Source organism: Gordonia soli NBRC 108243, from assembly GCF_000334455.1.
Lineage (GTDB): Bacteria > Actinomycetota > Actinomycetes > Mycobacteriales > Mycobacteriaceae > Gordonia > Gordonia soli.
Map to the genome: position 1 here is coordinate 9,486 of NZ_BANX01000014.1, position 25,198 is coordinate 34,683.

A 25,198-nucleotide genomic window follows, 5' to 3' on the forward strand; every position below is an offset into this window, starting at 1 on the left:
GAATACCGTTGCGCCAACGGCACTGCGATATCCGGGCGTTGCCACAGTTCACCCGCACCGGCAGTTCACGGCCGGAGGGTCATGACGTGGCCAACCGATGCCCGACAGCAGGGGTCGACCTCTTCACGGTTCGGCATCTCGTCGACAGCTGACCTCCGCCCTATCGTCACCCGGAGGACTCAGCGCGGCAGCATGCCCTGCCAGTTGCCCGGCCGTTCGGCCAGATCGGTTTGTCGGTACCGAGTTCCATCGGCCCCGACATAGCTTCCGTCAGAAGGGTTGTACTGGGCCGCCATGACGGGCGGGCGATCGCCGTTCGCACCGGTGGGTGCTGCGACACCAGGTCCGGCGGTATCGGATCCGGTGGTGTCGGCGGCCGGCGCGGTCTGCCGTTGCAGGTTCGGATCCCGCGGATACGGGCCGACCAGCGGCTGCCGGGTCGCCAACGGGGTGAACTGTTGGTCGCTGTTGCACATCGCCGCCGTCGGCGCGCGTTTGCCGGGATTGCTCAGGCACGGGATGTTGCGTGCACCGCGTACCCCGATCTCGCTGGACTGCGGCAGTTTGCAGTACAGGTCGGACGGGGTGTCGATCACCGAGGTGTCCTCCGGTGGCCGCCACTGGTCGGGTGGGAGGAATCCGACCGTGCACGCCGGCGGATCGGAGATGCCGCTGATCCGGAAATCTCCCAAACCCCACTTGGTGCCGTTCCGATTCGGCTGCACGGCCTGGATCATCGAGATGGCCGGAGGGAGGAGCACCAGGATCTGTTCCAGGCCCGCGTTGTAGGTGACCGCCAACTGGCCGACGCTGGTGATGTTGGCGAGCAGAACCGGCAGGGTGAGCTTGACCGAGTCGAGTGTCGCAGCCACCTCGTCGGCGAAACCGGGCCCGTCGGCGAGCAACTTTCGCACCTGGGGTGTGTTGGTGACGAGTTGGTCGGTGACACCGTCGAGGCTGGAGGTCCACAGCCGGATGGCGTCGGCACTGGTCACCTGGGAGTCCACCAGCGGCACCGCATCCCGGATCAGGGTCGCCGACTGGCGACCGACCCCGTTGAACGTGGATGCGAGTGTCGACGACGACTTCACCAGGTTCTGCAGGTCGTACCCCTGCCCGCCCAGGCTGCGATCGAGTTCGCTGACCAGCGTGGACAGTTGGTCCTTGGGGATGCTCGTCACCAATCCGTTGAGCTTCTCGAGCATGGGAGCCACCGGTGGCGGCAGCCGCACGTCATCGGACCGGATGACCGCCCCGTCCGCGAGGTATGGCGCGGACCCGGTACGCGGACGCAGGTCGACATACTGCTCGCCGATCGCCGACATGCTGCGGATGTCGGCCTGCAGGTCCGCCGGGATGCGCGCTCCGCCATCGATCGACAGGGTCGCACGGACCCCGGTGTCGGTCAGATGGACCTCACTCACCGTCCCGACGTCGACACCTCGATAGGTGACGTTGGCGAAACGGTACAGCCCGCCTGCGCGTGGTGCATCCAGCGACACCGACATCCGGCCGATACCCAGCTGCGTCTGAACCCGCATGTACGAGAACAACATCATCCAGGTCGCGATGATCGCGACCACGGTGAAGACCACCAGTTGGATCTTGACGAACCTGGAGAGGATCATCGCCCACCCCGCCCCTTCGACAACGGACCGAACAGCGGATGGGTCGGCGCCCGGCTGTACCCCGGGTCTCCCGGCGCGAACGGGACGACCGCATTCGGATCGCCGAGCGCCGTGCCGAGCAGGAGCTCACGGCGCAGCCGCGGAACGGTGAGGTCCACGGTCGCATGGAGATTGATGTAGTCGCCGCGCACGGCGCGGTCGATCACCTTCTGGCCGTACGGGAACACGGTTGCGTACGCGAGAGCGGAGTTGATCGTCGGGCCGACATCGGCAAGTGACCGGAGGGTCGGCTCGAGGTGCTCGAGGTTGGTGAGGAGGTCGCTGCGGACGTCCTCGACGACCCCACGCGTCGTGGTGCTGAAGACACGCAACCTCTCCAGCGCCGTTGTGATCTGAGGCATCTGTGCCTGCAGCACAGCAAGTCCCGGTGGGATCTTCTGCAGAGCGGCGTCGATCACGTGGTCCTGCTCGGCAAACGCGCCGCTGACACGCCTGGCCTGGGTGAGCAGCGAGACGAGATCACCGCGCTGTCGGTTCAGGGTGTCGACGAACCGGTTGAGATTGCCCAGCAGCGAGCGCACATCGGATTGCCGGCCGCCGAATCCGTCGTTCAACGACCGGATGATGCCGCCGAGTTGTCCGAGGCCGCCACCGTTGACGACCGAGGACACCGCGGCGAGCGTCTCCTCGGTGGAGGGATATGACGACGAGCGTTCGAGTGGGATCCGGCCGCCCGGTGGCAGTTCGCCGATCGGGGCAGCACCCGCGGGTGGATCCAGGGCGAGGTGCATGGAACCCAGAAGGCTCGTCTGGCCGACGGTCGCGACCGCGTTGCCGGGGATCACGGTGCCACGTTTGACCCGCACGTCGACCTGGGCGTGCCAGGCACGGACCGACATCCGGCCCACGCTGCCGACCTCGACGTCGTTGATCAACACGGGCGAGTTCTGCGAGAGCGTGCCGACATTCGCGACCTCCACGGTCACGTGGTAGTCGTCGCCGGAGGTTCCCACCGTCCCCGGCAGGGTCAACGAGTTGACGCCGTTCCACTGGCAGCCCGCGGCCAGCATCGCGACACAGGAGAGCGCCAACGCCAGGATCAGCGGTCGACGAGGGGATCGGTTCATCGCGGCCTCCGCTGTGCGGGTAGGAGCAGGTCGCGGCGCGACTGGGCCGGCGTCCCCTGCGCGGTACCGGGTTTCAGTTGAGGCTCGGTGTAGATGATGTTCTTCGGATCCGCGGTCGGACCCAGGACCGGATTGAGGGGGACCGGCAGGTAGTTGAAGCTGAGCATCGGTGCAATCGGTCCGAGGTACCGCGCACAACGGCGCGCGCCCTCCGCGGCGGTCAGGTTCTCGATGCTCGCGACGGACGAACAGATGAACTGGATCGGGTTGGAGAAGTTGTTCACCGTGAAGACCCCGGCCTCGGTCCCGGTGTCCGGGTTGTAGATGTTGTAGAAGTTCGCCATGTTGGTCGGAAAGGCGTGCAGCAACTGTTCGAGATCGCCGTGATGGTCGACCAAGTTCTGTGTGACCGCCGCCAGCCGACGCACCTGCTCGGCGGTCCCGTCGCGGTTCTCTGCAACGAAACGTCGGACGTCGACGACGGCTCGCGACAGATTGGTCAACGCGGAGTCGAGGTCGGACCGGCTCCCGTCGAGAACCTGCGTGAGGGTCGCGAGTCGGTTCTCGAACTGCACGATCTGCGTGCCGGAATCGCGGACCGCCGTGACGAACGTCTGGAAGTTCCGGATGGTGTCGGCGATGTTGCCGCTGTTCTCCGACAACAACTGTCCCACCTTCGACAGCTCACCGAGGGAACGACCGAGCTTCTCTCCGTTGCCGTCCAGAGCCCGGCTGCCGGCCGAGACGAAGCGTCCGAGGGAACTCTCCGAGCCCGCCCCCTGAGGGCCGAGGTCGGTGGCGAGTCGGGTGAGCTGATCCTTCACCTCGTCCCACTCGACCGGCACCGCCGTGCGGGTCCGCGGGATGGTCGCACCGTCGGCGAGTACCGGGCCGGAGGACACGTACGCCGGGGTGAGTTGGACGAAGCGGTCGGCGACCAGGTTCTGCGCCACGATGATCGCCTTGGCGTCGGCGGGTATCTCGACGCCCCGATCCACGTGCAGTTCCATGCGTACGGTCTCGCCCTGCGGCTCGATCGACGAGATCGAGCCGACGCTGACTCCTGCCACCCGGACGTCGTCGCCGACGTAGATCCCGGTGGTGTTGGAGAAGATGGCGTCGATCGTGGTGGGCGCGGTGATCTGCCGGTACCCGGTGAACAGACCGGCCGCGACCACCACGATCGCCAGCGCGGCGACCACCAGACGTCCAGTGCGGCGGTTCATCCGATGGCTCCGCCCGGGATCGGGATCTTCGCGGGTGGGTTGATGCCGAAGGCGCGGTCGAGGAAGGGCTGGATCAGCGGACCCGGGATCAAGTTGGCCACGTAGGCCTGATAGAACGGGCCGCCCGAGACCGCCTCGCCCTGTGTCTGTGACACCTTCGCCAAGCCGGGCAGGGCTTTACCGATGTTGTCCCGATTGCGCTCCAACATGGCGAGCACCGAGTTCAGGGCAGTGAGCGTGGGTGCGAGCTGCTTCTCGTTGTCGGCGACCAGCTTCGTCAGCTGGTCGGCGACCGCGGAGGTGTTCGCGAGCAACGACGCAATGGCCTGTCTGCGTTGGACGAGCACATCGAGCAACATGTTCGCGTTGAGGATCATGGTGTTGATGCGCCCTGCCCGTCCGGCGATGATCTTGCTGACGTCACTGGTGGCGGTGAGGAGTTCACGCACGCCGCTGTTGCGCGAGTTGATACCTCGGGAGATCTCGGCCAGACCGTCGAAGGTCGGTCCGAGGTCGGGAGCGACGTCGGTGAAGGTCTGCGATATGACGTCCAGGGATCGGTTCAGCGACTTCGTGTCGATCCCCGCGGAGTTGGTGGTGAGGTCGTCCACCGCCTCGTTCAGCGAGTACGGTGACGCGGTCCGGGCGACCGGGATGACGTCGGTCGGCCCCAACGTTCCCGCCCCGGAGGGTTCGACGGTGACGATCCGCTGTCCGAGCAGTGAGCCCGTCCGGATCTGCACTGCGGTGGAATCACCGAGTCGGGTGCCCCGATCGACCGAGAAGGTCACTCGCGCGAGCCCCTTGTCGAGGGTGACGTCGGAGACCGCCCCCACCCGGACACCGGCCACCTGCACGACCGCGCCCGGAGACAGGCCGGCGGCCTCGGAGAACTCGGCGGTGTAGGACACCGTGGTGAACCATTGTGTGGCCTTCGCCATGTTCAGCCCGGCGATGATCACCATGACGATGAGAGTGAGTCCGATGCACCCATAGCGGATCAGACCGCCCCCGCGATACCTCCACATCTAGCCCGAACACCTCCCGTTGGTCTGCTCGACCCACGGCAGGACGACGACCTTGCCGGAGGGATCGGACACGCGGACGGTGACCGCGCAGATGTAGTACTGGATGAAGTTGCCGTAGGTTCCGGTCCGCACGAGCTTCCGGAAGTTCTCGGGTGCCCGGCCCAACGCCTTTTCCAGTGTCTGCTTGTCGGAGTTCAGGTTCGGAGCGAGCCGCGCCAATTGGTCGATCGTGCCGGCAAGGGGTGGGCGCGCCTGGGTGAGCAGGTTCGCCACCGACTCGGTGCCGCGGTCCAGCGCGGTGATCGCCGCTCCGATCGGGTCACGCTGTCGGGTGAGGTCGCCGATCAGACCGTCGAGTCGATCGATCGCATCACCGAACCGATCTCCGTTCGCCTGGAGCGTCGTCATCACCTTCTTGAGCTGATCGATGAGCTGCTCGATGACCCCGACGTTGTCGCCCAGGGTGGTGAACAACGACGAACTGCTGTCGAACAACGTCCGCACCGTGGTCCGCTGCCCCTGCAACACGTCGAGAACCGCCGAGCTCAACTCGTTGACCTGCTTCGGTTGCAGTCCGTCGATCACCGGTTTGAGCCCGCCGAGTAGTACGTCCAGATCGAGCGCCGGACGGGTCCGCGAGGACGGGATCAGCGCACCGGCGGGCATCGGTGCCGTGCCATCCCCCTCCGTCAACTCGAGGTAGCGATCGCCGACGAGGTTGAGATATCGAACCTCTGCACCGGTTCCGACGGGTAACGAGACGCCGCGGTCCACATCGAACGAGACGAACACCCGGTGCTCGGCATCGAGATCGACATCTCCGACTGTGCCGACCCGGACACCCGCGATACGAACCGTGTCACCGGATCGCAGGCCGGAGACATCGGTGAACTCGGCCCGATAGTCGGTGCTGTCACCGGATCGCGTGTCGGAGAACACGAGTAACAGGAATCCGGCGACCAAGACCATGACCGAGGTGAACGCGACGAACTTGATCGTCGTCGCATCGATGAGGCCCTTCATCGTGGCGCCCCGTCCGGGATCGGTCCGAACAGGGCCTGCTCGAGGCTCTGCACGTTGAGCTCGAGGGACTTCCGGCCGGCCCTAAAGGGATTCGCCCCGGTGTCGGCGACGACGAACGGCGGCTTCTCCTGGAAGCCCACCGGCAGCATCGAACACTGAGGTCCGCCCGACGCCGCCACCTTCGGGAGGTCCTGTGGGTTGCGATAGGGATCGGTGCCCCAGAGGAAGTTGGCCGACAGTCCCAGGCCGGGCGCATCGGCCGGCGGGGAGACCGCGAGATCGGCGAATCCCCTGAGCGCACAGGTGAGCGCGGCGTTGTACTCATCGGTGAGCGCGGTCGTCGGGACGAGGAGCCGGAGCGCGCGCGCCAGCGGTCGGCGGTTGGTCGTGAGCACGCGGTTGCCGACGTCGGACAGTCCGATGACGCTGGTGAGGAACGCGTCGAGATTGTGCTGCTCGGCGACCAGAGTGTCGCTGATGTGGCTCGCGTTCGCGATCGTGCCCAGGAGCGGCCCGCTCGTGTCGGCGTAGACATCGAGCATCTGCGGGGTCTCGTGGATGAGCGTTCGCAGCGCCGGCAATGCCGGGTTCACCTGCTCGAGAAAGCCGTTGAGGTCGGTGAGCATCTGACCGAACTGCTCCCCCTGACCGCTCAGCCCGGTCGAGATCGCACTCAATGCCGCATTCAGTTCGGCCGGGCGGATCTGCGCGAGCACCCGCGTGAGTTCACCGAAGACGGTGTTGACCTCGATCGCCACATCGCGCGAGTTGATGATCTGCCGATCGCGCAGGCGTGCGCTCGACGGTTGTGGCGGTGACACGAACTCGACGCTCTTGGCGCCGAAAACCGTTGGCGCTGCGATTTGTACGGCGATGTTGGCCGGTATGTGGTCGAGTTGGCCCGGAGATATGGCCAGGGTCAGTTCGGCCGTGTCCGGCTCCCCGTAGCTGATCTTCGAGACCCGTCCCACGGTGACACCGCGCATCTGCACCTTGGCGTCGACGTCCATCACCAGACCGGCACGCGGCGTCACCACCGTCACCTCGGCGTTGGTCTGGGTGGCGCCGGAGAACATCGCTGCCGCAGCGACCACCACCGCGACGATGACCATCAGCATCGCCGCACCGGCCAGCGGCCGGACGAATCCGTTCGACATGCCCCGCCTCAGCCAGAGAGATTGAAGTTTCCGTTGGAGCCGTAGATCGCGAGCGCGACCAACAGCGTCACCGTGACCACCGCGACCAGGGACGTTCGCACTGCATCGCCGACCGCCACCCCCACCCCGGCCGGACCACCGCTGGCGAAGAATCCGTAGTAGGTGTGGATCAGCAGGATGAGCATCGCCATCACGATCGCCTGGACGAAGGACCACACCAGGTCGAGCGGATTGAGAAAGGTGGTGAAGTAGTGCTCGTACAGACCCGATGACTGCCCGAGCAGCATCACGGTGGTGAGACGACACGCGATGAAGGACGTGATCATCGCGATCGCGTAGACCGGGACGATCACGATCATGCCGGCCGCGATGCGGGTCCCCACCACATAGGCGATCGGGTTGATGCCCAGCGATTCCAGCGCGTCGATCTCTTCGTTGATCCGCATCGCACCCAATTGCGCGGTGGCACCGGCTCCGAACGTCGCGGCGAGACCGATGCCGACGACGACCGGGGCGGCGATCCGCACGTTGATGAACGCGGAGAGGAAGCCGGTCAACGCCTCGATGCCGATGTCTCCGAGCGAGCTGTAACCCTGGACCGCGAGCATGCTTCCCGTTGCCAGGGTGAGGAATCCGACGATCACGACGGTTCCGCCGATGAGCGCGAGATTGCCCGCGCCCATACTCGTCTCAGCGATCAGCCGGATCGTCTCGCGGCGATAGTGCAGTGCGGCATGTGGAACGCTACGCAGCGCTCGGCCGTAGAAGATCGCGTGATCGCCGAGACGCGACAGCATCCCGACCGGCCGGGCGATCTCCGCGGCCAGTCGCGGGAACCGAACGCTCGGGGCCGAATACCGACGCGACGACGTGAGGGACATCGCCCGTCACCGCGCTGTCAGTTGGACGCCGATGGCCGTGATCACGACGTTCACGACGAACAACGCCATGAATGCGTAGACCACGGTCTCGTTGACCGCATTGCCGACCGATTTCGCACCGCCGGTGACGATCAGACCCCGATAACACGCCACGACTCCGGCGATCAGGCCGAACACCAAGGCCTTGATCGACGAGATGACGACCTCCTGCGTGCCCGTCAGCAACGTGATGCCCGCAGCGAACGCACCGGGGTTGACGCCCTGCACGAACACCGAGAAGACGTAGCCACCCCCGACCCCGATGATGCAGACCAGGCTGTTGAGGAGGAGCGCGACCAGCCCCGACGCCAGCACCCGCGGTGTGACGAGGCGCTGGACGGGGTTGATGCCGAGCACCTCCATCGCCTCGATCTCTTCGCGGATCGTGCGCGATCCGAGATCGGCGCACATCGCGGTGGCGCCGGCCCCCGCCACGATCAACACGGTGACCATCGGCCCGATCTGCGTGATCGAGCCGAACGCCGCGCCGGCACCGCTCAGGTCTGCCGCACCGAGTTCACGGAGGAGGATGTTGAGGGTGAACGAGACGAGGACGGTGAACGGGATCGCGACCAGAAGCGTCGGGACGAGCGACACCCGTGCGACGAACCACGACTGATCGATGAACTCGCGCCCCTGGAAGGGCCGCCGAAAGGCGAACCGGAATGCGTCCGCTCCCATGATGAACAGGCCGCCCACAGCTTGGAGCGGCGCGGTCGGGTAACGCGAGAAGAACGAGCTCGCAGGTGTCTTCTCCCGAGCCGGTCGCGTGTTGCTCATCGTGACCACTCCGCTGATCCACACGTGGCTGATCGACAAGTGGCTGATCCACACGTGCCGGGCGCGCGTCGGAGGGCCGACGGGCGCAGTGCCACACGTCGGCCGAGAGACATCCCACGACCCCCCGTCGCACCCGCGTTCCCCTGCATGATTCCCGCCCTCGTGGTCCTGATGGAAATGCCATTCTCGTTCGGTGAGAGTAGCGTAACCAAGTGTGACCTGGGATACAACCGAGTGCGTCATTCGTCCCACTCGGGCGCGCGTATACATCCGAAAAATGCTGCTGGACAGCATGATGTGGCCATCCCGGCCAGTGGGAAGACCACATCTCTCACGCCTCTTCCTCGAATCGATCGCCTCGGGTCATCCGCGTGTATGGATGACCGGATCGGCGGTCGGTCGATGAGTGCCACCGGTGCCACTCGCCCGTCCATCCGAACGGGTGGACCTGCGCCACGTCAGGTGGTCATCGACGATGCCGACCTCGGGTGGCCGGACGGGCGACGTGGCCGGGTACGCGTGTCCGCTCGCGACGGCGACGCGGTGGTGGAGTCGGTGGACCCGATGGGACCGACGGGTGTGGCACCGATGGGCGAGGTTCTGCACGCGGGCGGTAACGCCGTGCTGCCCGCATTCACCGACCATCACCTCCATCTGCACGCGATGGCGGCCGCAGACTCATCGACGGACTGCGGTCCAGGATCGGTGCGCGATGTCGGCGAACTGGGCCTTGCGTTAAGGACTGCCGAGACCGACACGCACGGATGGATCCGCGGTACCGGGTACTTCGAGTCGGTGGCCGGCGACCTGACCCGCCACGAGGTGGATCGATTGCGATGCGAGCATCCGGTCAGGATCCAGCACCGGAGCGGTGCCCTGTGGATGCTCAACACCGTCGCACTGACGCGGTGCGGCATCACCGACCGTGCGCACCCCGGAGTAGAGGTGGACGCCGACGGCCGACCCACCGGGCGCATCTGGCGCGCGGACGCGTGGCTGCGTACCCGTCTCCCGGTCGCCGAGCCACCGGCGCTGGGCGGGGTCGGCGCACGGTTGCGGGCCTCGGGGATCGCCGAGGTCACCGACGCCACACCTGATCTCGGTGCGAGACGACTACGCTCACTGATCAGTGCGGTCGACCGCGGTGACCTGACGGGACGGCTCCACCTGCTCGGGGTCGGTATCGGGCACACGGTGCAGCACCCCCGGATCACGCTGGGGCCCTACAAGATCATCATCGCCGACTCCGATCCACCGGCGCTGGACGACCTCTGCGAACTCATCGCGGCCGCGCACGCTGCCGATCGTCCGGTGGCTGTGCACTGTGTCAGTCGGGTCGGACTCGCTCTGCTCATCGCCGCATGGCACATCGTCGGCGCCCGGCCGGGCGATCGCATCGAGCACGCCGCCCTCGTCCCGGCGGACACGCTGCGCAGCCTGGCCGGACTCGGTGTCGTGGTGGTGACCCAACCCGGGTTCCTCGCCCATCGCGGCGACGACTTCCTCAGCGGCACCGAACCTGCCGAGCACCAGGACCTCTATCGCTGTGGCGCCCTCCTCGCCGCCGGCATCCCCGTTGCGCTCAGCAGCGACGCACCGTATGGCCCTCTGAACCCGTGGACCACCATCGCGGCCGCGGTCGCTCGAACCACACCGCGCGGACATCGCGTGGGAACCGCAGACGAGTCCGTCGACGTGATCCGCGCACTCGGTCTCCACAGTGCACCGGCATCCGAACCCGGTGGACGCCCCCGCCGCATTCGTCCCGGAGCACGCGCCGACCTGATGGTGCTCGACCGACCGCTACGTGAGGTGGTCCGAGCACCCGCCGACGTCCGCGTGGTCGCCACGGTGATCGACGGGCAGCTGAGGTGACCGTGGCACCGCGACACCCACAGCCGCGGGGAGACGGCCACGGCGGAATCGACAGCGTCGCGCGATGGGCGGCCTCGGGACTCGCAGCGCTCACCGGAGAGGCAACAGGGCCCGCCGATCTGAGTCGAGCGCCGATACTCGACTGCGCGGCGGCGACCCTGGCGGCGTTCGACGCCGAGATCGCGATGTGGAACGGGGGGCGCACTCGCATCGGTGACGAGAGCGCGGCGACGCTCTTGAGCGGCCGCGCGGCGCTCACCGGGGCACGGCGCTCGGGCCGGGTCTCCGTGGGCGGCGGCACGCGCCTGGTCCAGGCTGCCGACCGATGGTTGGCGCTCAGTCTGACCCGGCCGGACGATGTCGACCTCGTCCCGGCGCTGCTGTGTTCGTCTCCGCCGCAGGGGCGGGAATGGGACGCGATCGCAGTGGCAGCAGCGGAGTCGTCGGCGCAGGAGATGGTCGACCGCGCACGGATGCTGGGCTTGGCAGCCGCGGTGCTCGGAGACACCGCACCACGATCGCCGATCGCCCGCCACCGCGGCTCCCGGACGGCTCCCCGCGGCCCGGACGGCCTGTTGGTCGTCGATCTGTCCGCGCTGTGGGCTGGTCCGCTGGCCACCCGATTGCTCGCCGATGTCGGCGCGGTGGTCGTCAAGGTGGAGAGCGCAGGCCGACGGGATGGCGCACGCGACGGGAGCCCCGACTTCTTCGGCTGGATGAACCACGGGAAGCTCTCGTACCGAGCCGATCTGAGCCGCGGGCGGGACGAGCTGGCCGCGTTGATCGAGGTCGCGGACGTGGTCGTCGAGGCGTCCCGACCGCGTGGCCTGCACCGGCACGGGCTGGCCGCCGCGCAACTGCGAACCAGGCCCGGGCAGGTGTGGCTGCGGATCACCGGACACGGCACCGATGGCACATGCGCGGACCGGATCGGCTACGGCGACGACGCCGCGGTGTCAGGTGGACTCGTCGGGACCGGACGGGGCGGTCCGGTGTTCTGTGGGGACGCGATCGCCGATCCGCTCACCGGACTGGAATCGGCCCGCCTGATCGTCGACGCGCTGGGACGCGGCGGCGGCGTCGAGATCGACATCGATCTCGCATCCACCGCTGCGCGTCATGCCGCTGCCGGTCGCGCACCCATCGTCGCGCACCAACCGGTCTCGCGACCTCCTGTCGCGCCGCTCGTTCGTGGGCCCGGCCCCCCGTTGGGCGCCGACGATTCCCGGGTCGCCGCGATCGTCGCGGATCGGATTCGGGCAGCACATGAGTCGGCGCTATGAGCCCGCCACGGGCTCTCGGACGCCGGTGCCGATGCCGCTCAGACGACTCCGCGGATCACCTGCAGGTCGACTCGGTCAGTCGCGCCCGAACCCCTGCACGAAGGCGGCAGCGAACAGGGCCGCGGTCTGCACGAAGCCGAACACCAGCCCCAGGATGGCTCCCGTCCCGATCTGGATGAACGGCGGGATCGCGAGCGCCGCCGCGAACAGCCCCAGCCATCCGGCAGCAGCACCGACTGCGAGGATCGACAGCGCGCGCCGGTAGCGAGGCGCCAGCACGAGCAGAGTCGCGAGCGCGACCACACCGAGGACGATCAGGAACCGGCCCGGGTTGAGGACGATGTCGTAGGACAGGAAGCCCGGGATGCCGATCCCGTTCTCCGCCTGCGACGCCCAGTCCTCGAACTGTCGATCGGCGTTGGTGGGGATGGTGACCCAACTGACGAAGCCCATGAAGTAGGCGACCGAACCGGCGACCACCGCCACCAGCGCCAGCACCGAGGCCAGATCGAGTCGCGATGTCCGCGCGGGCGGCGGCTGCCATGCTCCGGTCGGTCCGGCAAGGGGCGCTCCGAACGGTTGCGGACCGGCGGGCCCTGGTCCGGGGTGATGGGAGCCGACCGGCTGCTGACCGGGCTGCTGCCCTGGTGCCGCGGGTCCGGTCGGTCCGGCCGCCGACCACGAGCCGGAAGCCGGACCCGACGTCGGGACCGCGGTCGTCGGCTGTTCGGATGCGCCGGACTGATGTGGCTGGAAGCGGGGATCGCCGGGATTCGCCATCGTGCTGCTCCAATGTCGGACGGTCGGTTGCCCGCCGTGGATTCTCCGATCGGGCCGGTGGCTCCGACGTCACTCACATCGTAGGGCCGACCAGGCCATTCGCTGTAGGACCTGTCGTAACCGGCGGTCGGGGAACGGTGGCAGACGAGGCGACGAGTTCAGCAGCCCGAACGTCGCGTGGACCCGCACCCGCACCTCGGCGCGATCGAGTGGAGCGGCGTCCTCGACAGCACTGAGCGCCATCACCACGTCGACCCACTGCTCCACGTACCGACGCTGCAGTGACCGCACCTGATGATTGCCCTCGGGAGTCAAGGACGACAGGTCACGGTCTTGGACGGTGATCAGATCGGGCTTGGTCACGAGGACGTCGATGTGGAACGCGATGAGATCGGTGAGCATCGCGTCCGCCGACCCGCCGCGTGCGACGACCTCGGCGCCGCCGTCGTACAGCCGCTGGCTGATGTCGATCAGCATCTGGTCGAGCAGGTCGGTCTTCGAGGAGAAATGACGATACATCGCCGGGCCGCTGACCCCGACCGCAGCACCGATGTCCTCCAGTCGCACACCGGCGAAACCGCGCTCGGCCATCTGGCGGGCGGCAGCCGCCAGCAACTCGGCTCGACGGGCGGCCTTCGCCTGGCCGCGCGCGGTGAGTGCGGCCGACGGTCGCGGCGACGGCTCCGCCGGGCTGGACGCCGTCATGATGGTCTCCGGGTCATGGTGACCTCGAACACTACCGGCGGACCGTCCACCACATGAGGATCACCGCCGGACCGGGATCACCAACCGTCGATGTGCAGCACCTCGTCGAGCGGACGACGCGGTGCGGGCTTGAAGTCGGTGCCCTTGGTGTACGCGACGGGCAGCAACACGCCCTGCCGGACGGTGTCGGGGAGACCCAGGAGTTCGGCGACCTCGCGCTCGTAGACGAGGTGCAGGGTGGTCCAGGCACTCCCCAGTCCACGGGCCCGCAACGCCAGCGACAGGCTCCAGGCTCCCGGAAGCAGGGAGCCCCACAGTCCCGCCTGGTTTCCCTCCGGCAGGTCACCCCCGGTCTCGATCGCGCCGATGACGAGCACCGGGACCTCCGCCATCGTGTCGGCGAGGTACTGCGAACTGGATCGGACGCGTTGCATTGTCGAACCGTCGTCACCACTCGGGCGCGCTGCCGCATAGTCGCTGTATGACCGCGCGTAATGCGCTGCGACCTGCTTCTTGAGCTCAGGATCGGTGATGACGATCCAGTGCCAACCCTGCGAGTTGCTCCCCGAGGGTGCCTGCAGCGCCACCTCGAGTGCCTCCCGCACGACGCTCAACGGCACCGGCCGCTCGAGATCGAGACGCTTACGCACCGAGCGCGTGGTGGTCAGCAACTGGTCGGGGTCCAAGGGCAACAGTTCGCTCATGCTGCCATCCTCCACAGCGACATCCATCCCGACAACCGACCTGGCCACAGCGCCGGCCGAGTTGGCGTCTCCCTGCCCGCGAGATCGCTTCGGAGACATCGCGTGTCCCCGAGGCGGTCTCGCTGTTCCGCCAGACCCACGTCGACCCCAACCCCGTCGACCGTGCGCCCCGGAGCGTCGACCGTGCGCTCCAAAACGTCGACCGTGCGCTCCAAGACGTCGACCGTGCGCAGTCAGCGCACGATCAACGAGTTCGGGCGCACGATCAACGAGTTCGAGCGCACGATCGACGCCGGAGGCTACTGACGCGTGAAGCGCACCGTCGTGCCGCTGTTCGCGGTGTCGACAGCGGTCAGGGTCGAGCCGTTGACGGAAACGAGCCACTGGTTGTCGTTGCACTGGCCGTAGGTGACCGTGGCGTCGACCACCGGCCGGCCGCCGCGACGGGCCGACTCCTTCCAGGTCGCACCGCAGCGCCCCGGGATGTCGATGGTCGCGAGCATCGGCCGGTCGGTGATCACGGTCAGCGTCGCGGGAAGGCTCTCACCCGCCGACTGCCACGTACCCGACCACCGGCTCGCAGACACCCCGCTCGAACCGTCCGCAGCCGCGGCGGCGTCGCCCTGCTCTGTCGATCCGTCTGCCGCTTCGCTCTCCGGGGCGTCGCTCTCGACCGCATCGGACTCGGCGACGGATGTCGATGTCGATGTCGATGTCGCGATGGCCTGGCTCGACGATCCGCCCTCGGCCCCGGTGGCGGGACCCTGGGTGTCGCCGCAGGCGGTGAAGAGGACGAGCATCGCCGTCGCCGACACCCCGGCGGTCATCATTGTGCGGACCACCGCGAATCCGTTCGCGCGCTTCATCTTCCCCCCGTCCCCGATGGTCATCCACATGACCACGACAACCCGGACAGACCGGGCGCTCGGAGAGCGTATCAGGGGTCGAGTGCCGGCTACCGGTAGCGGGCGCGCCGCGCCAGCCAGTTGCCGAAGTACTGGCCGACCTGGACGAGGATCACCAACAGGGCGATGACCACGACGGTGAGCTTCCAGTCGAATTGCTGGTAGCCGTACTGGAAGGCGAAGTCGCCGAGACCGCCGCCACCGACGTATCCCGCCATCGCCGACATGTCGACGATGGCCACGAAGATGAAGGTGTAGCCGAGCACCAGCGGCGCGAAGCCCTCCGGGACCACGATGGTCAGCAGGGTGCGTAGCCGACTGGCGCCGGCCGCGCGTGCGGCCTCCACGACGCCGGGGTCCACGGCCACCAGACTCTGCTCGACCACGCGGGCGATGACGAACATCGCCATCAGCGTCATCGGGAAGATCGCCGCCTCGGTACCGATACGGGTTCCCATGGCCGCCTTGGTGAGTGGCGCGATGGCGGTGATGAAGATGATGAACGGGATCGGCCGGATGATGTTCACGGCGATGTTGAGTGCGTTGAAGATCCACGCATTCGCCCACAGGTTGCCCGGACTGGTCGCATAGAGGATGACGCCGATGACCAGACCTAGTGCGCCACCGATCAGCAACGTGAAGCCGACCAGCGCGAAGGTCTCCCAGATAGCCTCGATCAGCACCGGGCGCAGCGGCTCTTGGAACACCCGCAGGAATCCCTCGTCGGCGGCCAGGACGGTGGTCACGCTCATCGTGCTCCCTCCGCCTCGGTGAGGTCGGCACCGTCGGCGAGTTCGGCGTCGGTCGGCTCCTCGTGGACGACGACCCCGGGGCGCCCGGCCACGGCGTCGAGCACGGCGGCTACACCGTCCTCGGCGCCGCTCAGCAAGAAGGTGAGCGCACCGAACGGCCGTCCGGCGAGTTCGGCGATGCCGCCATGGATCACGGTGGCGGACACGTGGTTCCGGGCAGCCGCGGCGGTGATGTCGACCTGCGGCGTCGGGTCGTCGCGAACCGGGATGGTGACCAGGCGACCCGGGTGCCGACGATTCAGTTCGACGACGACCGGACGCTCGGGAACGCCCGCGACCGCGTACTTGATGAGGCCGCTGGTGACCTCGGAGGTCGGCTCGGAGAACACCTCGTAGACACCGCCCCGATCGACCAGCGTGCCCTTGTCGAGCACCGCCACCGAATGGCAGATCTCGCGGATGACGTCCATCTCGTGGGTGATCACCACGATGGTGGTGCCCAGTTCCTCGTTGATGCGCCGCAACAGACGAAGCGTCTCGGCCGTGGTCTCGGGGTCGAGTGCGCTCGTCGCCTCGTCGGCGATCAGGATCGACGGCGAGGTGGCCAGCGCGCGGGCGATACCCACCCGCTGCTTCTGGCCGCCCGACAACGCGGCCGGGCGCGAATCCGCCTTGTCCGCGATGCCGACGAACTCCAACAGCTCGGTGACACGCTTCTGACGATCGGCCTTCGACACCCCGGTCACCTTCAGACCGAAGGCGACGTTGCCGGCCACGGTCCTCGAGTTGAACAGGTTGAACTGCTGGAAGATCATCCCGATGCCGGTCCGGAGCTTGTTGAGCTCCTTCTCCGAAGCACCGCTCTGGTCTTTGCCGTCGATGGCGACGTGCCCTGAGGTCGGGGACTCCAGTCCGTTGATCAGCCGCGCGAGTGTGGACTTGCCCGCACCCGACGGCCCGATGATCCCGACGATCTCACCGGGGGCGATCCGCAGATCGATCCCGTCGAGTGCCGGCCGTCCGGATCGGCCGAACTGCTTGCCGATCCCGACGAACTCGACTGCTGCGGTTCCGGCGGTCGAACCGTCAGGCACCGCTGCTCTTGACCTGCGCCTCGAGATCCTTGGTGGTCTTCTGCAGGTCGGCGGCGGAATTCGTCTTCAGCACACCGGAATCGCCCAGCGACTCCTTGACCGCTTTCTCGACCTCGGGATCGTGGTAGATCTTCGCGAGCTTGAGGTAGGTCTCGTTGTTCTTGTCCGCGTCGCGGGCGACGAAGGCGTTGATGTACGGCTTCGAGCCGTCGGAGTTCGGGTCGTCGGACGCGATCACCTGGTCGGCGGTGAGCTTGGCCGAGGTCGCGTAGTTGTTGTTGACGATCGCGGCGTCGGCGGAGTCGAGGTTGGCAGCGGTCTGACCCGCGTCGACCGCGACGACCTTGACCTTCGACGCACCGGTGTCGATGTCGGCGACGGTCGAGAACGCGCTCCCCGGGGTCTTCAGCGTGATCAGCTTGGCCTGCTCCAGGACCAGCAGCGCACGCGCAAGGTTCGTCGGGTCGTTGGGAACGACGACTTGGCCACCCTGCGGGATGTCGCCGACCGACTTGTGCTTGGTCGAGTACAGCGGCAACGGGTAGACCGCGGTCGCCCCGATCGGCACGAGGTTCTGGTTGTTCTTGGCGTTGTACGTCGCCAGGTAGAGCAGATGCTGGAACTCGTTGAGGTCCAGCTCGCTCTCGGCCAGCGCCGGGTTGGGCTGGTTGTAGTCGGTGAAGTTCACCAACTCGACGTCGATGCCGTCGGCCGACGCCTTCTGCTTGAAGACGTTCCAGTAGTTCTCGCTGGCGTCGGCGACGCCGATACGGACCGTCGACGAATCACCGCTGCTCCCACAGGCGGTCAGCATCCCGATGAGTGCGACCAGGACGACCAGAATGCTCAGACGCGAACGACGCATCAGACACACCTCTCAGCTATCGACAATGACCCACAGGAGGCTAGACGGTTGTCAGTACCTGGGAACACCAGGCCTGGGCGGCCGACCAGCGATCCCGCCGTGATCTGCACATTCCCGACACCCGACTTTCGGTCAGCGTGATCGAAGGTCGGCGGCATCGATCCGGCGCCCGGCTCACCGATCCATCCGTGTGGGCACAATCGGATCCTGACCGTGCCATGCTCGACGGCATGCCGTGGGACCTCACCCGGGCGGTGAACGGACCACTGACGGGCGATCGGATCTCCCCCGACCGCGCCGCCCGGCGGATCACTGCGTACATCTACGGCACCATCCTGGTGCTCGCGGCGCTCATCCCGGTGATGACGTCGCCCGAGACCTTCGGTGTCGCGATCATCGTCGGCGCCGCGTTCTCCACCTCCCTGGCACACACCTTCGCGGAGTCGGTGGGGCAGTCGCTGCGAGCGGCCGCTCCCTGACCCGGGACGAGCGGATCGCCGAACTGCGCGACGGTGTCCCGATCCTGACCTCGGCCGTGGTGCCGAGCGTCATCCTCGCGACCGCCGCCCTCGGCTGGCTCGGACCCCAGACGGCTCAGTTCGTGGCCGAGATCGTCATGATCTGCCGGATCGCCTCCACGACGTATGTGATCCGCCGCTTCCGGCGGGAACCGCTGACCGCGGGGACGCTCCTGGCTGCCGTCGGTCTCGCAGTACTGGGGTCCGTCATCGTCGCACTCAAGGTGGTGCTCACCCACTGAGCGCTCGCAGCTCGGGCACTCCCGGCCTGGGCACGCGCAGACCCCGGTGGTGGCCTCGGCTCAGCACTCACTATGGCGAGCGACTGCCGGCCCCGACGTCGGGGCCTGACGCAACAGACCGGCAGCTCGGAGATGGTCGATCAGCCCGTCCGTCAGATCTGCGTCGACCATCTCCTCGACACCGAACCATCTCGCGTCGGCTGCATCGTCGCCTGCGGTCACCGACGTCGTCAGCGGGGTCGCCACGAAGTCGTGTACTTCGAACACGCCACCTCGGTCATCGGGGATGTCGACGACCCAGACCTCGTCGCCGACGGTGACATCGATACCGGTTTCCTCGCGGATCTCGCGGACCACGGCCGCGGGGAACGACTCCCCCGGCTCCACCTTGCCGCCGGGTACCGTCCATCGTCCCGCCTGCGGCGGATTGCGCCGCTGCACCAGCAAGAAGCGACCGTCGGTGTCGCGGATGATCGCCCCGACCGCGGGGATGCGCCGAGCCGCCATCACGGAACCCGAACCCGCGCGTCGGTCGACGGTCGGAGACCGGCGAGTTGCTCGGCGATCTCCGCGCGCAGTCGCCGGACCCAGTCGCCGTCGACCGACACCAACCGATCGACCATCCCCGACGCCGCCAGGTCGACGGCCGAGATGCCCTGCGCTCGAGCCAGTTCCGCTGCATGGTCGAGATCGCGATGCACGATCAGGCTCGCGCCCTCCGGCGGGAGTGGCGAGAGCCAGCCGTCGTCGGTCGCGATCCGGCGATCGGTCGGGAAGAGCGCCAGCGCGGCGCCGCCCGCTCCCTGGCCCATGAGCACCGACACGGTCGGCGTCGCGGCGCCCACCAGATCGGCGGTGCACTGGGCGATCTCGCCCGCGAGTCCGCCTTCCTCGGCATCGGTCGACAACTCCGCACCCGGCGTGTCGATCACCGTGACGAGGGGCAGGCTCAGTTCCGAGGCGAGGGTGACGGCTCGTCGCGCGACGCGGAGGTCATCCGGACCGATGAGTTCGCCGCGTGCCTGCGCACGACGGTCGTGACCGACGCAGATCGTGCGGACGCCGCCGAACTCCGTGGCGGTCAACCAGATCGGGCCGCGGTCGCGGATCACGGCGGTGCGCTCCGCGTCGAGGAGGTCGGCGATGCCGGCGCGGTCGGCGGACCGGGTCGCGTCGACCGATTCCCACACGTCCCGACGCGGTGTCGCGGAGGCGCCTGACACCGCGGCGCCTCCCGATGGCTGTGCGATCGGCGGCCGGAAGTCGGCGACGGAGCCGGCCTGGTCGCCCCGCATCGCGCGGACCATGGCCCCGACGGTCGTGGCGATCTCCGGGATCGGTACCACGTCGTCGACCAGTCCGTGCTCGCGCAGGTTCTCCGCGGTCTGCACACCGTCGGGAAAGGGGCGGCCGTACAGACCGTCGTAGACGCGGGGACCCAGGAATCCGATCAGCGCCTCGGGCTCGGCCCACGTCACGTGCCCGAGGGAGCCCCACGAGGCGAACACGCCGCCGGTGGTCGGCGAGCGGAGGTACACCAGATACGGGAGGCCGGCGCGCCGATGGTCGAGGACGGCACCGGTGATCGCGACCATCTGCAAGAACGCGGAGGTTCCCTCCTGCATCCGGGTTCCGCCCGAGGCGGGCAGGGCGAGCACCGGCAGTCCCTCGTCGGTGGCGCGGCGGATCGCGGCGATGACCCGTGTACCCGTCGCAGCACCGATGGATCCACCCAGGAAACCGAACTCGCTCACGATGATCGCGATGTCGGCACCGCCCACCACGCCGCGTCCGGTGACCACCGACTCGTCCTCACCGGTGCGCTCGGCTGCGCGCGCCAGGCTGGCGGCGTAACCGGCCTCGACGTCGCGTGTGCCGACCGGCTGGTCCCAGGATTCCCATGTGCCCGGAGCGATCAGGGCGGCGATGAGTTCGGGTGCTGATCGTCGTGAAGGCTCGGACATCCGACAACCGTAGCCCGCATCTGCGATCATCCGATGAGTTCCGCGCCCCGCGCTGGTCAGCACCCAGGACATTTCAGACAGAGGAGCCCATCATGGCCGACACCTACACGGTCGCCCGCAGCATCACCGTGGCCGCCGCACCCGACACCGTCCACGCACTCATCGACGATCTCCACGAGTGGCGCAAGTGGTCACCGTGGGAGGGCGTCGATCCCGACCTCCAGCGGACCTACTCCGGAGCCGACCGCGGTGTCGGCGCGCGGTACGCGTGGTCGGGAAACCGCAAGGCAGGCAAGGGCGACATGGCGATCGTGTCTGATTCCCCCACCGACGTCGACATCCGCGTGGTCTTCGAGAAGCCGATGAAGTCGACCAGCACGAGCTCGTTCCGGCTGGCGCCGTCAGGATCGTCGACGGAGGTCACCTGGACGATGACGGGCCAGCACTCACTCTTCTCCCGGGTCGCCGCTCCCCTCGGCATCTTCGACAAGCTGCTGGGCAAGGACTTCGAGAAGGGGCTGGCCCAGCTCAAGGTCGCTGCCGAGGGCTGACTTCGGCGGTGGGGCTCCGCACCGAGTCAGCTACGTCGACTGATCTCGTTCTCGACTCTGGTCCTGCTCGTCCAGCGTCAGAGTCAACGAGGTTCGGAATGCCGGGTTGGGGCCGTCCTGCACCGTGACGGTCCAGTCGGGGTGCGGCCGGCGCGGTCGGACGTCGATCGCACGGAATGCATATCCATCCTGATCGGCGTGTTCCCAGGTGAAGTCGACGCCTTCGCCCGCGATGGCAGTACGGCGGACGCCGGAGATCGTCATGGACTGGCCCGGCCGCAATGTGGGGAGGAGACCGGCCCACAGCTGCGCATAGAAGAACCAACATCCGCCGGGCGTGACCTCGGAATCGATGACGCCCCAGCCCTCGTCGGACTGGAACCGCACAACCCCCGAGGTGAATCCCGCCGGTGTTCGCCGACTCTCATCGCTCATCGCTGCCCCCAGTGCTCGCTATCCACTTGCTCGATTCCGTTGACTCGCTTGGTCGGCAACCACGTCGCCAGGGTGCGGCCCAACGTGGCGACCAGACGCGGACCGAAGACGCACAGGGTCTGCTCCCAGGGATGCCCGAAGGTTCCCTCACTGAAGTCGGGTCGGGCGAATGTGTTGTAGTCGCCGTTCGGATGGATCGGGACGCGCCACTCGGTATCGAAGGTCGTGGCATGCGTGACAGCATCGAATCGGTAGCCGGGATGTTGCCAGTCCAGGACGATCCACCCCGGATCGTCGAACTGTGACACGAAGCAGCGCAGAGCCTCCGCGTTGACCGCGTCGAACTGGGCAGCCCAGGCTGCCGCTGATTCCCGCGGCACTGTCAGGTCGAAGGTCACCGAAGGCTCCGGCTCGATCACGGCCGGCCAGTCCGCCGGGCGTAGGCCCGGACGGAGTTCGCCGAATCGTTTTTCGAACAGTGTCCATGCACTGGTTGATTCATCTGTGGTCAAGAATTCCCACCCTGCAGGTAAGGGACCACCGAAGTCCATGGTGCGACGCATCATCTGACCATCGTCGCAACCATGACCCGTGTGCCCCGGCTCCGACACTCGAGCTGCCGTCGACCTCGCAACCGTGTCCTCATCGGGTTGGTCTGAGAAACCCACCCGACACTGGCGGCCCGTACGGCGCGTCAGGGCGAGCCCGGTCCAGCGCGCGATCGGGTCAGCACGCGGTCGGGGTGGTGGATGTCGTTGACCTGTGATGTCGGTGGGCCGTTGATGGGTTGGGTGGTTCCTGGTGGGGTCCAGGTGACTCGGCCGGTGGTGCGGTCGAGTCGAGTGGTCCACTGATGTTGGCCTGGGCCAGCGGCCCGGTTGTGTTTGGGGCAGGCGTTGCCGAGGGCGTCGATGTCGGTGCGTCCGCCTTGCGCCCAGTCGATCAAATGGTGGGCCTCGGAGTGCATCGCCGGTTGATCACAATCGGGTGCGGTACACCCACGATCGCGAGCGAACAACGCCATCCGTTGGGCGCGGGACGCTGTTCGGCGGGCGCGACCGAAGTACAGGATCTCCTCGGTGTGATCGGCGAACACCGCCAGATGTGGATCAGCGTGTGCGGCAAGTTCGACGACGTCACGCCAGGGCAGATCGGCACCGGTGGCGGTGACACCGAGGTCGGCCGATTCCCGTAGTTGGGTTTCGGTGATGGAGATGATCAGCTGCGGTGGCAGTCCGCGATGACTGCCGCCTAAAGCCCCACCATCAAGAACGCATTTGAACAGGGCGTTCAGAGCGTCATGATTCCGCTGCGACTGAGTACGTGAACGCGTTGCGCTGCATCCTTGACTACCTCGGAGTCGGGGTCGGTGTCGTCGACATTGCCAATCGGCGAGTTGGGATCGTCGGGGTTGTTCATCCCCGGTGCCGCCCACTTCGCCAGGACGACGTCGAGCATGGCCCTGGTAACCGAGTCCAGGGTCGCGGTCAGTTTCGACATCAACTGCGCATCCTGGCGCGACAGCGTCATCGACCGTTGGCGGGCGCGGTCATGGTCGTCGGTGAGTGCACCATCACGATCCAAGTGCGCGAGCAGTCGAGTACCGACCTGGCGGAGCGCGCTGGGTGACAGTGTGCGCGCGTGTTCGGCCAGAGCGACCTCGGCGGCCACGTGATCGTCGATTTCCACACTGGCAGGTATCCGGTTCGCGATGTCGAGGATCACCGACACGTGCTCGGGAGCGATCGCCCCTTCGGCCAACGCATCAGATGTGGCCGACAACTCCGGCGGCAGCTTATAGCCCGCGAGGGTGTACGTCTCCGACAGTGCCGCGGCATGTGCGGTGTCCAGCAAGAGAGAACTGGGTGTTGGTGGTGGCTTGTCGAAAGCCATGAACATCATCTCCTCATAGCTTCCTTCATCTGAACAGAACACTGTCCGAGCCCACCGACAATTCCGTCCGCGTGCAAATGGCCACGGAGTTCCATTGCGTACCAACAGCAGCCGAGACAACCGGGGGCGATCCCTCCACCATCGCTCCCGCGACCACGCCTCGACAACGCGACCTCGATCGAGGTCGCAGGAACGGACCGACGTCGCGGGAACGTGCACCGCGTACCATCGAGTGGTACCGGCGCTCAGCGCGAGTAGACCACCCGCGTGCGGACCACGATGTCCTGCAGCGACCGTCGGCGCGGGTCGATGGCGACCCACAGCAGCCCGACTGCGAAGAAGGTGTACCCCGCCGCACGCAGGATCGCGACCACCGGGCGGACGCGCTCGCCCTTGCGATTGACGACGCGCAGCCCCATCACGACACCGCCGAGGGTGCGGCCGGAGACGGCCCAGCACGTCGAGTTGTAGGCGATCGAGACGATCGCGAAACCGGTCGCGGTGAAGAGCACGCCTCGGTCGGGGAAGTGGAAGGCGTTGGCGCCGAACACCAACAGCGTCAGCGCAAGACCCACCCAGATGGCGCCCATCAACGCACCGACCGTCAAGACGTCCAGGACCGCGGCCACCCCGCGACTGACGACGCCCGCCGTCTTGGTGCTGTCGGGGACGTGGTGGTGCGGCCGAGGGTGTTGCGCGGCGGTCGAACGCGAGACAGTCGCATGCGGCGCGGAGTGAGAGGTGGACGGGTGCGAACCAGCCACTGGCGGATCGGATCGATGCGCGCCTTCGGCGGCTCCCGCGTCCTCCGACCTTCCCGGCGACGACTTCGCGGCCTCGGCGGCTCCCGGATCAACCATCGGTCTCCCCGCTCTCCTTGCGACGCAACAATCGGCCGATCGCACGTGCCACGGCGTCGTCGGCGCGTTCGCCGGTGCTGCGGACGTCGGTCATCACGTCGGCGGTCACCGACGTGCTCGCATCGCGGATGATCTCGGTGAGGTCGACACCGTCGATGACGTCCTCGGCGATCGACACCAGGTCGACACGACCCAGGATCGCGTCGATGTCGACGCGCGCGACGATCCCGTCCACATCGATCTGCTTCGCGATCGCGTCGAGATCCAGCAGCCGCGCCACCGCGTTCAGGTCCACGCCCTCACGGATGATGGTGTTGATGTCGACCTGGTCCAGGATCACCTCGTCGAGGTCGATGCGGGCCAGGACCGCGTCGACGTCGAGATCGGTGGCGATGGCGTTCAGATCGACCTGCTCCCGAACCAGGCGCGTGATGTCGAGTTCGGCTATCACGATCGTGATCACGGCGACGACGACGCGTAGGACGCGGTCGGTGAGTTCGGGAGCGACCGTCACCACGGCCCGCTCCCCCTCGGCGGCGAGGCGGTCGATGACCCGCCGCCCGAACGGTCCGATCACCGGCGTCCGCAGTGCCAGACGTACCCCGGATCGGGCCAGACGCAGACCACCGACGACGGTTTGGCCGGCGACGATCGCAGCTCCCGTCGCGATCGCAAACTCGCGAGATCCGGCAGCGGAACCGACCACCTGCGCCACGGGCAGCAGGTCGCGACGCGTCGCGCCGGTCGGCCCGGACGCCGCGCCGCCGGTGGCGGGTCTCTCGTCGTCCACGAAAGAAGAATAGTCGGGCAGAACGGACCGGCGATGGAGGTTGGCCCGCGTTGCGATCGGCACGGCCGCTCCCGACACGACGACGGCGGGGCG

Annotated in this window: 29 protein-coding genes; 6 read left to right on the top strand and 23 right to left on the bottom strand. The window is 67.4% G+C overall.

Going from position 1 to position 25,198, the window contains the following annotated elements; genetic code table 11:
- Positions 1-179 precede the first annotated feature (179 nt).
- From GS4_RS09940 to GS4_RS09975, 8 genes are read right to left on the bottom strand one after another with little or no spacing between them, the layout of a single operon-like run.
- The gene (locus GS4_RS09940; protein WP_007620105.1) at positions 180-1,628 is read right to left on the bottom strand and encodes an MCE family protein; all 1,449 of its coding nucleotides are present in this window, start codon (positions 1,626-1,628) and stop codon (positions 180-182) included.
- Complete coding sequence (locus GS4_RS09945) at positions 1,625-2,755, bottom strand: MCE family protein (RefSeq protein ID WP_007620114.1); 1,131 nt, start codon at positions 2,753-2,755, stop codon at positions 1,625-1,627. Before GS4_RS09945 ends, GS4_RS09940 begins: the two co-directional genes overlap by 4 nt.
- Complete coding sequence (locus GS4_RS09950; protein WP_007620117.1) at positions 2,752-3,981, bottom strand: MCE family protein; 1,230 nt, start codon at positions 3,979-3,981, stop codon at positions 2,752-2,754. Before GS4_RS09950 ends, GS4_RS09945 begins: the two co-directional genes overlap by 4 nt.
- Positions 3,978-5,009: an MCE family protein gene (locus GS4_RS09955; protein ID WP_007620118.1), complete on the bottom strand. Its 1,032-nt coding sequence runs from the start codon at positions 5,007-5,009 to the stop codon at positions 3,978-3,980. Before GS4_RS09955 ends, GS4_RS09950 begins: the two co-directional genes overlap by 4 nt.
- Positions 5,010-6,032, bottom strand: coding sequence for an MCE family protein (locus GS4_RS09960; RefSeq protein ID WP_007620119.1), 1,023 nt, complete (start codon positions 6,030-6,032; stop codon positions 5,010-5,012).
- Positions 6,029-7,189: an MCE family protein gene (locus GS4_RS09965; RefSeq protein WP_007620120.1), complete on the bottom strand. Its 1,161-nt coding sequence runs from the start codon at positions 7,187-7,189 to the stop codon at positions 6,029-6,031. Before GS4_RS09965 ends, GS4_RS09960 begins: the two co-directional genes overlap by 4 nt.
- 8 nt (positions 7,190-7,197) lie before the next feature.
- Positions 7,198-8,070, bottom strand: a complete 873-nt coding sequence (locus tag GS4_RS09970) for an MlaE family ABC transporter permease (protein ID WP_007620121.1) — start codon at positions 8,068-8,070, stop codon at positions 7,198-7,200.
- Positions 8,071-8,076: 6 nt separating this feature from the next.
- Positions 8,077-8,889: an MlaE family ABC transporter permease gene (locus tag GS4_RS09975; RefSeq protein ID WP_007620125.1), complete on the bottom strand. Its 813-nt coding sequence runs from the start codon at positions 8,887-8,889 to the stop codon at positions 8,077-8,079.
- A gap of 402 nt (positions 8,890-9,291) precedes the next feature.
- On the opposite strand from GS4_RS09975, the gene GS4_RS09980 reads away from it, so the two are divergent.
- Together GS4_RS09980 and GS4_RS09985 are read left to right on the top strand one after the other, a co-directional pair.
- Entirely contained in the window at positions 9,292-10,764 is a 1,473-nt protein-coding gene (locus GS4_RS09980; protein ID WP_007620127.1) for an amidohydrolase family protein, read from the top strand.
- 2 nt (positions 10,765-10,766) lie between these two features.
- Positions 10,767-12,047: a CoA transferase gene (locus GS4_RS09985; protein ID WP_007620128.1), complete on the top strand. Its 1,281-nt coding sequence runs from the start codon at positions 10,767-10,769 to the stop codon at positions 12,045-12,047.
- Between the two features lie 75 nt (positions 12,048-12,122).
- On the opposite strand, the gene GS4_RS24785 is transcribed toward GS4_RS09985, so the two are convergent.
- From GS4_RS24785 to GS4_RS10000, 3 genes are all read right to left on the bottom strand, one after another.
- Positions 12,123-12,827, bottom strand: a complete 705-nt coding sequence (locus tag GS4_RS24785; protein ID WP_007620130.1) for a DUF5336 domain-containing protein — start codon at positions 12,825-12,827, stop codon at positions 12,123-12,125.
- Positions 12,828-12,896: 69 nt separating this feature from the next.
- Positions 12,897-13,532, bottom strand: coding sequence for a TetR/AcrR family transcriptional regulator (locus GS4_RS09995; protein ID WP_007620133.1), 636 nt, complete (start codon positions 13,530-13,532; stop codon positions 12,897-12,899).
- A gap of 77 nt (positions 13,533-13,609) precedes the next feature.
- Positions 13,610-14,236, bottom strand: a complete 627-nt coding sequence (locus GS4_RS10000) for a nitroreductase family protein (RefSeq protein ID WP_007620135.1) — start codon at positions 14,234-14,236, stop codon at positions 13,610-13,612.
- Positions 14,237-14,419: 183 nt separating this feature from the next.
- Between GS4_RS10000 and GS4_RS26320 the strand changes: the two genes are divergently transcribed.
- Complete coding sequence (locus tag GS4_RS26320) at positions 14,420-14,542, top strand: hypothetical protein (RefSeq protein ID WP_281169204.1); 123 nt, start codon at positions 14,420-14,422, stop codon at positions 14,540-14,542.
- On the opposite strand, the gene GS4_RS10005 is transcribed toward GS4_RS26320, so the two are convergent.
- From GS4_RS10005 to GS4_RS10020, 4 genes are all read right to left on the bottom strand, one after another.
- The gene (locus GS4_RS10005; RefSeq protein ID WP_157226575.1) at positions 14,536-15,126 is read right to left on the bottom strand and encodes a hypothetical protein; all 591 of its coding nucleotides are present in this window, start codon (positions 15,124-15,126) and stop codon (positions 14,536-14,538) included. The two genes, GS4_RS26320 and GS4_RS10005, sit on opposite strands and share 7 nt — an antisense overlap.
- A gap of 65 nt (positions 15,127-15,191) precedes the next feature.
- Entirely contained in the window at positions 15,192-15,893 is a 702-nt protein-coding gene (locus GS4_RS10010) for a methionine ABC transporter permease (RefSeq protein WP_007620141.1), read from the bottom strand.
- On the bottom strand, positions 15,890-16,987 hold the full coding sequence (locus GS4_RS10015) for a methionine ABC transporter ATP-binding protein (RefSeq protein WP_007620142.1): 1,098 nt from the start codon (positions 16,985-16,987) through the stop codon (positions 15,890-15,892). The genes GS4_RS10010 and GS4_RS10015 overlap by 4 nt, the downstream gene beginning before the upstream one ends.
- Positions 16,980-17,852 carry a MetQ/NlpA family ABC transporter substrate-binding protein gene (locus GS4_RS10020; RefSeq protein WP_007620143.1) on the bottom strand — a complete coding sequence of 291 codons (873 nt, stop codon included), beginning with the start codon at positions 17,850-17,852 and terminating at the stop codon, positions 16,980-16,982. The genes GS4_RS10015 and GS4_RS10020 overlap by 8 nt, the downstream gene beginning before the upstream one ends.
- Positions 17,853-18,082: 230 nt before the next feature.
- Here GS4_RS10020 and GS4_RS26480 point away from each other — a divergent pair, with 230 nt between their 5' ends.
- Positions 18,083-18,331, top strand: a complete 249-nt coding sequence (locus tag GS4_RS26480) for a hypothetical protein (protein ID WP_439644618.1) — start codon at positions 18,083-18,085, stop codon at positions 18,329-18,331.
- 56 nt (positions 18,332-18,387) lie between these two features.
- Complete coding sequence (locus GS4_RS26485; RefSeq protein ID WP_007620145.1) at positions 18,388-18,612, top strand: hypothetical protein; 225 nt, start codon at positions 18,388-18,390, stop codon at positions 18,610-18,612.
- Between the two features lie 60 nt (positions 18,613-18,672).
- Here GS4_RS26485 and GS4_RS26155 read toward each other — a convergent pair whose 3' ends face one another.
- Both GS4_RS26155 and GS4_RS10035 read right to left on the bottom strand, forming a co-directional pair.
- A complete protein-coding gene (locus GS4_RS26155; protein ID WP_007620146.1) occupies positions 18,673-19,119 on the bottom strand; it encodes an NUDIX hydrolase in 447 nt (148 codons plus the stop codon).
- Positions 19,119-20,576, bottom strand: coding sequence for a carboxyl transferase domain-containing protein (locus tag GS4_RS10035; RefSeq protein ID WP_007620147.1), 1,458 nt, complete (start codon positions 20,574-20,576; stop codon positions 19,119-19,121). Before GS4_RS10035 ends, GS4_RS26155 begins: the two co-directional genes overlap by 1 nt.
- A gap of 92 nt (positions 20,577-20,668) precedes the next feature.
- Between GS4_RS10035 and GS4_RS10040 the strand changes: the two genes are divergently transcribed.
- The gene (locus tag GS4_RS10040; RefSeq protein ID WP_007620148.1) at positions 20,669-21,127 is read left to right on the top strand and encodes an SRPBCC family protein; all 459 of its coding nucleotides are present in this window, start codon (positions 20,669-20,671) and stop codon (positions 21,125-21,127) included.
- A gap of 30 nt (positions 21,128-21,157) precedes the next feature.
- On the opposite strand, the gene GS4_RS10045 is transcribed toward GS4_RS10040, so the two are convergent.
- The 6 genes from GS4_RS10045 to GS4_RS10065 all read right to left on the bottom strand — a co-directional run bounded on the left by GS4_RS10045 (position 21,158) and on the right by GS4_RS10065 (position 25,105).
- Positions 21,158-21,562, bottom strand: coding sequence for a hypothetical protein (locus tag GS4_RS10045; protein ID WP_007620149.1), 405 nt, complete (start codon positions 21,560-21,562; stop codon positions 21,158-21,160).
- Positions 21,559-22,128, bottom strand: coding sequence for a DUF2716 domain-containing protein (locus GS4_RS10050; RefSeq protein WP_007620150.1), 570 nt, complete (start codon positions 22,126-22,128; stop codon positions 21,559-21,561). The genes GS4_RS10045 and GS4_RS10050 overlap by 4 nt, the downstream gene beginning before the upstream one ends.
- A gap of 128 nt (positions 22,129-22,256) precedes the next feature.
- The gene (locus GS4_RS26160; protein WP_245555624.1) at positions 22,257-22,856 is read right to left on the bottom strand and encodes an HNH endonuclease signature motif containing protein; all 600 of its coding nucleotides are present in this window, start codon (positions 22,854-22,856) and stop codon (positions 22,257-22,259) included.
- The gene (locus GS4_RS26165; RefSeq protein ID WP_245555614.1) at positions 22,853-23,455 is read right to left on the bottom strand and encodes a DUF222 domain-containing protein; all 603 of its coding nucleotides are present in this window, start codon (positions 23,453-23,455) and stop codon (positions 22,853-22,855) included. The genes GS4_RS26160 and GS4_RS26165 overlap by 4 nt, the downstream gene beginning before the upstream one ends.
- Positions 23,456-23,700: 245 nt before the next feature.
- The gene (locus GS4_RS10060) at positions 23,701-24,315 is read right to left on the bottom strand and encodes an RDD family protein (RefSeq protein ID WP_083862694.1); all 615 of its coding nucleotides are present in this window, start codon (positions 24,313-24,315) and stop codon (positions 23,701-23,703) included.
- Positions 24,308-25,105 carry a hypothetical protein gene (locus GS4_RS10065; protein WP_245555615.1) on the bottom strand — a complete coding sequence of 266 codons (798 nt, stop codon included), beginning with the start codon at positions 25,103-25,105 and terminating at the stop codon, positions 24,308-24,310. Before GS4_RS10065 ends, GS4_RS10060 begins: the two co-directional genes overlap by 8 nt.
- Positions 25,106-25,198 lie beyond the last annotated feature (93 nt).

Coding starts and splice junctions, on each gene's coding strand:
- GS4_RS10040 (WP_007620148.1), top strand. CDS start 20,669: ATGGCCGACACCTACACGGTCGCCCGCAGCATCACCGTGGCCGCCGCA.
- GS4_RS26155 (WP_007620146.1), bottom strand. CDS start 19,119: ATGGCGGCTCGGCGCATCCCCGCGGTCGGGGCGATCATCCGCGACACC.
- GS4_RS24785 (WP_007620130.1), bottom strand. CDS start 12,827: ATGGCGAATCCCGGCGATCCCCGCTTCCAGCCACATCAGTCCGGCGCA.
- GS4_RS10020 (WP_007620143.1), bottom strand. CDS start 17,852: ATGCGTCGTTCGCGTCTGAGCATTCTGGTCGTCCTGGTCGCACTCATC.
- GS4_RS10005 (WP_157226575.1), bottom strand. CDS start 15,126: ATGACCATCGGGGACGGGGGGAAGATGAAGCGCGCGAACGGATTCGCG.
- GS4_RS09980 (WP_007620127.1), top strand. CDS start 9,292: ATGAGTGCCACCGGTGCCACTCGCCCGTCCATCCGAACGGGTGGACCT.
- GS4_RS09950 (WP_007620117.1), bottom strand. CDS start 3,981: ATGAACCGCCGCACTGGACGTCTGGTGGTCGCCGCGCTGGCGATCGTG.
- GS4_RS10045 (WP_007620149.1), bottom strand. CDS start 21,562: ATGAGCGATGAGAGTCGGCGAACACCGGCGGGATTCACCTCGGGGGTT.
- GS4_RS26480 (WP_439644618.1), top strand. CDS start 18,083: ATGCCGTGGGACCTCACCCGGGCGGTGAACGGACCACTGACGGGCGAT.
- GS4_RS10060 (WP_083862694.1), bottom strand. CDS start 24,315: ATGGTTGATCCGGGAGCCGCCGAGGCCGCGAAGTCGTCGCCGGGAAGG.
- GS4_RS09955 (WP_007620118.1), bottom strand. CDS start 5,009: ATGTGGAGGTATCGCGGGGGCGGTCTGATCCGCTATGGGTGCATCGGA.
- GS4_RS09940 (WP_007620105.1), bottom strand. CDS start 1,628: ATGATCCTCTCCAGGTTCGTCAAGATCCAACTGGTGGTCTTCACCGTG.
- GS4_RS26165 (WP_245555614.1), bottom strand. CDS start 23,455: ATGGCTTTCGACAAGCCACCACCAACACCCAGTTCTCTCTTGCTGGAC.
- GS4_RS09945 (WP_007620114.1), bottom strand. CDS start 2,755: ATGAACCGATCCCCTCGTCGACCGCTGATCCTGGCGTTGGCGCTCTCC.
- GS4_RS10000 (WP_007620135.1), bottom strand. CDS start 14,236: ATGAGCGAACTGTTGCCCTTGGACCCCGACCAGTTGCTGACCACCACG.
- GS4_RS10010 (WP_007620141.1), bottom strand. CDS start 15,893: ATGAGCGTGACCACCGTCCTGGCCGCCGACGAGGGATTCCTGCGGGTG.
- GS4_RS10050 (WP_007620150.1), bottom strand. CDS start 22,128: ATGATGCGTCGCACCATGGACTTCGGTGGTCCCTTACCTGCAGGGTGG.
- GS4_RS09995 (WP_007620133.1), bottom strand. CDS start 13,532: ATGACGGCGTCCAGCCCGGCGGAGCCGTCGCCGCGACCGTCGGCCGCA.
- GS4_RS09970 (WP_007620121.1), bottom strand. CDS start 8,070: ATGTCCCTCACGTCGTCGCGTCGGTATTCGGCCCCGAGCGTTCGGTTC.
- GS4_RS09960 (WP_007620119.1), bottom strand. CDS start 6,032: ATGAAGGGCCTCATCGATGCGACGACGATCAAGTTCGTCGCGTTCACC.
- GS4_RS09965 (WP_007620120.1), bottom strand. CDS start 7,189: ATGTCGAACGGATTCGTCCGGCCGCTGGCCGGTGCGGCGATGCTGATG.
- GS4_RS10035 (WP_007620147.1), bottom strand. CDS start 20,576: ATGTCCGAGCCTTCACGACGATCAGCACCCGAACTCATCGCCGCCCTG.
- GS4_RS09975 (WP_007620125.1), bottom strand. CDS start 8,889: ATGAGCAACACGCGACCGGCTCGGGAGAAGACACCTGCGAGCTCGTTC.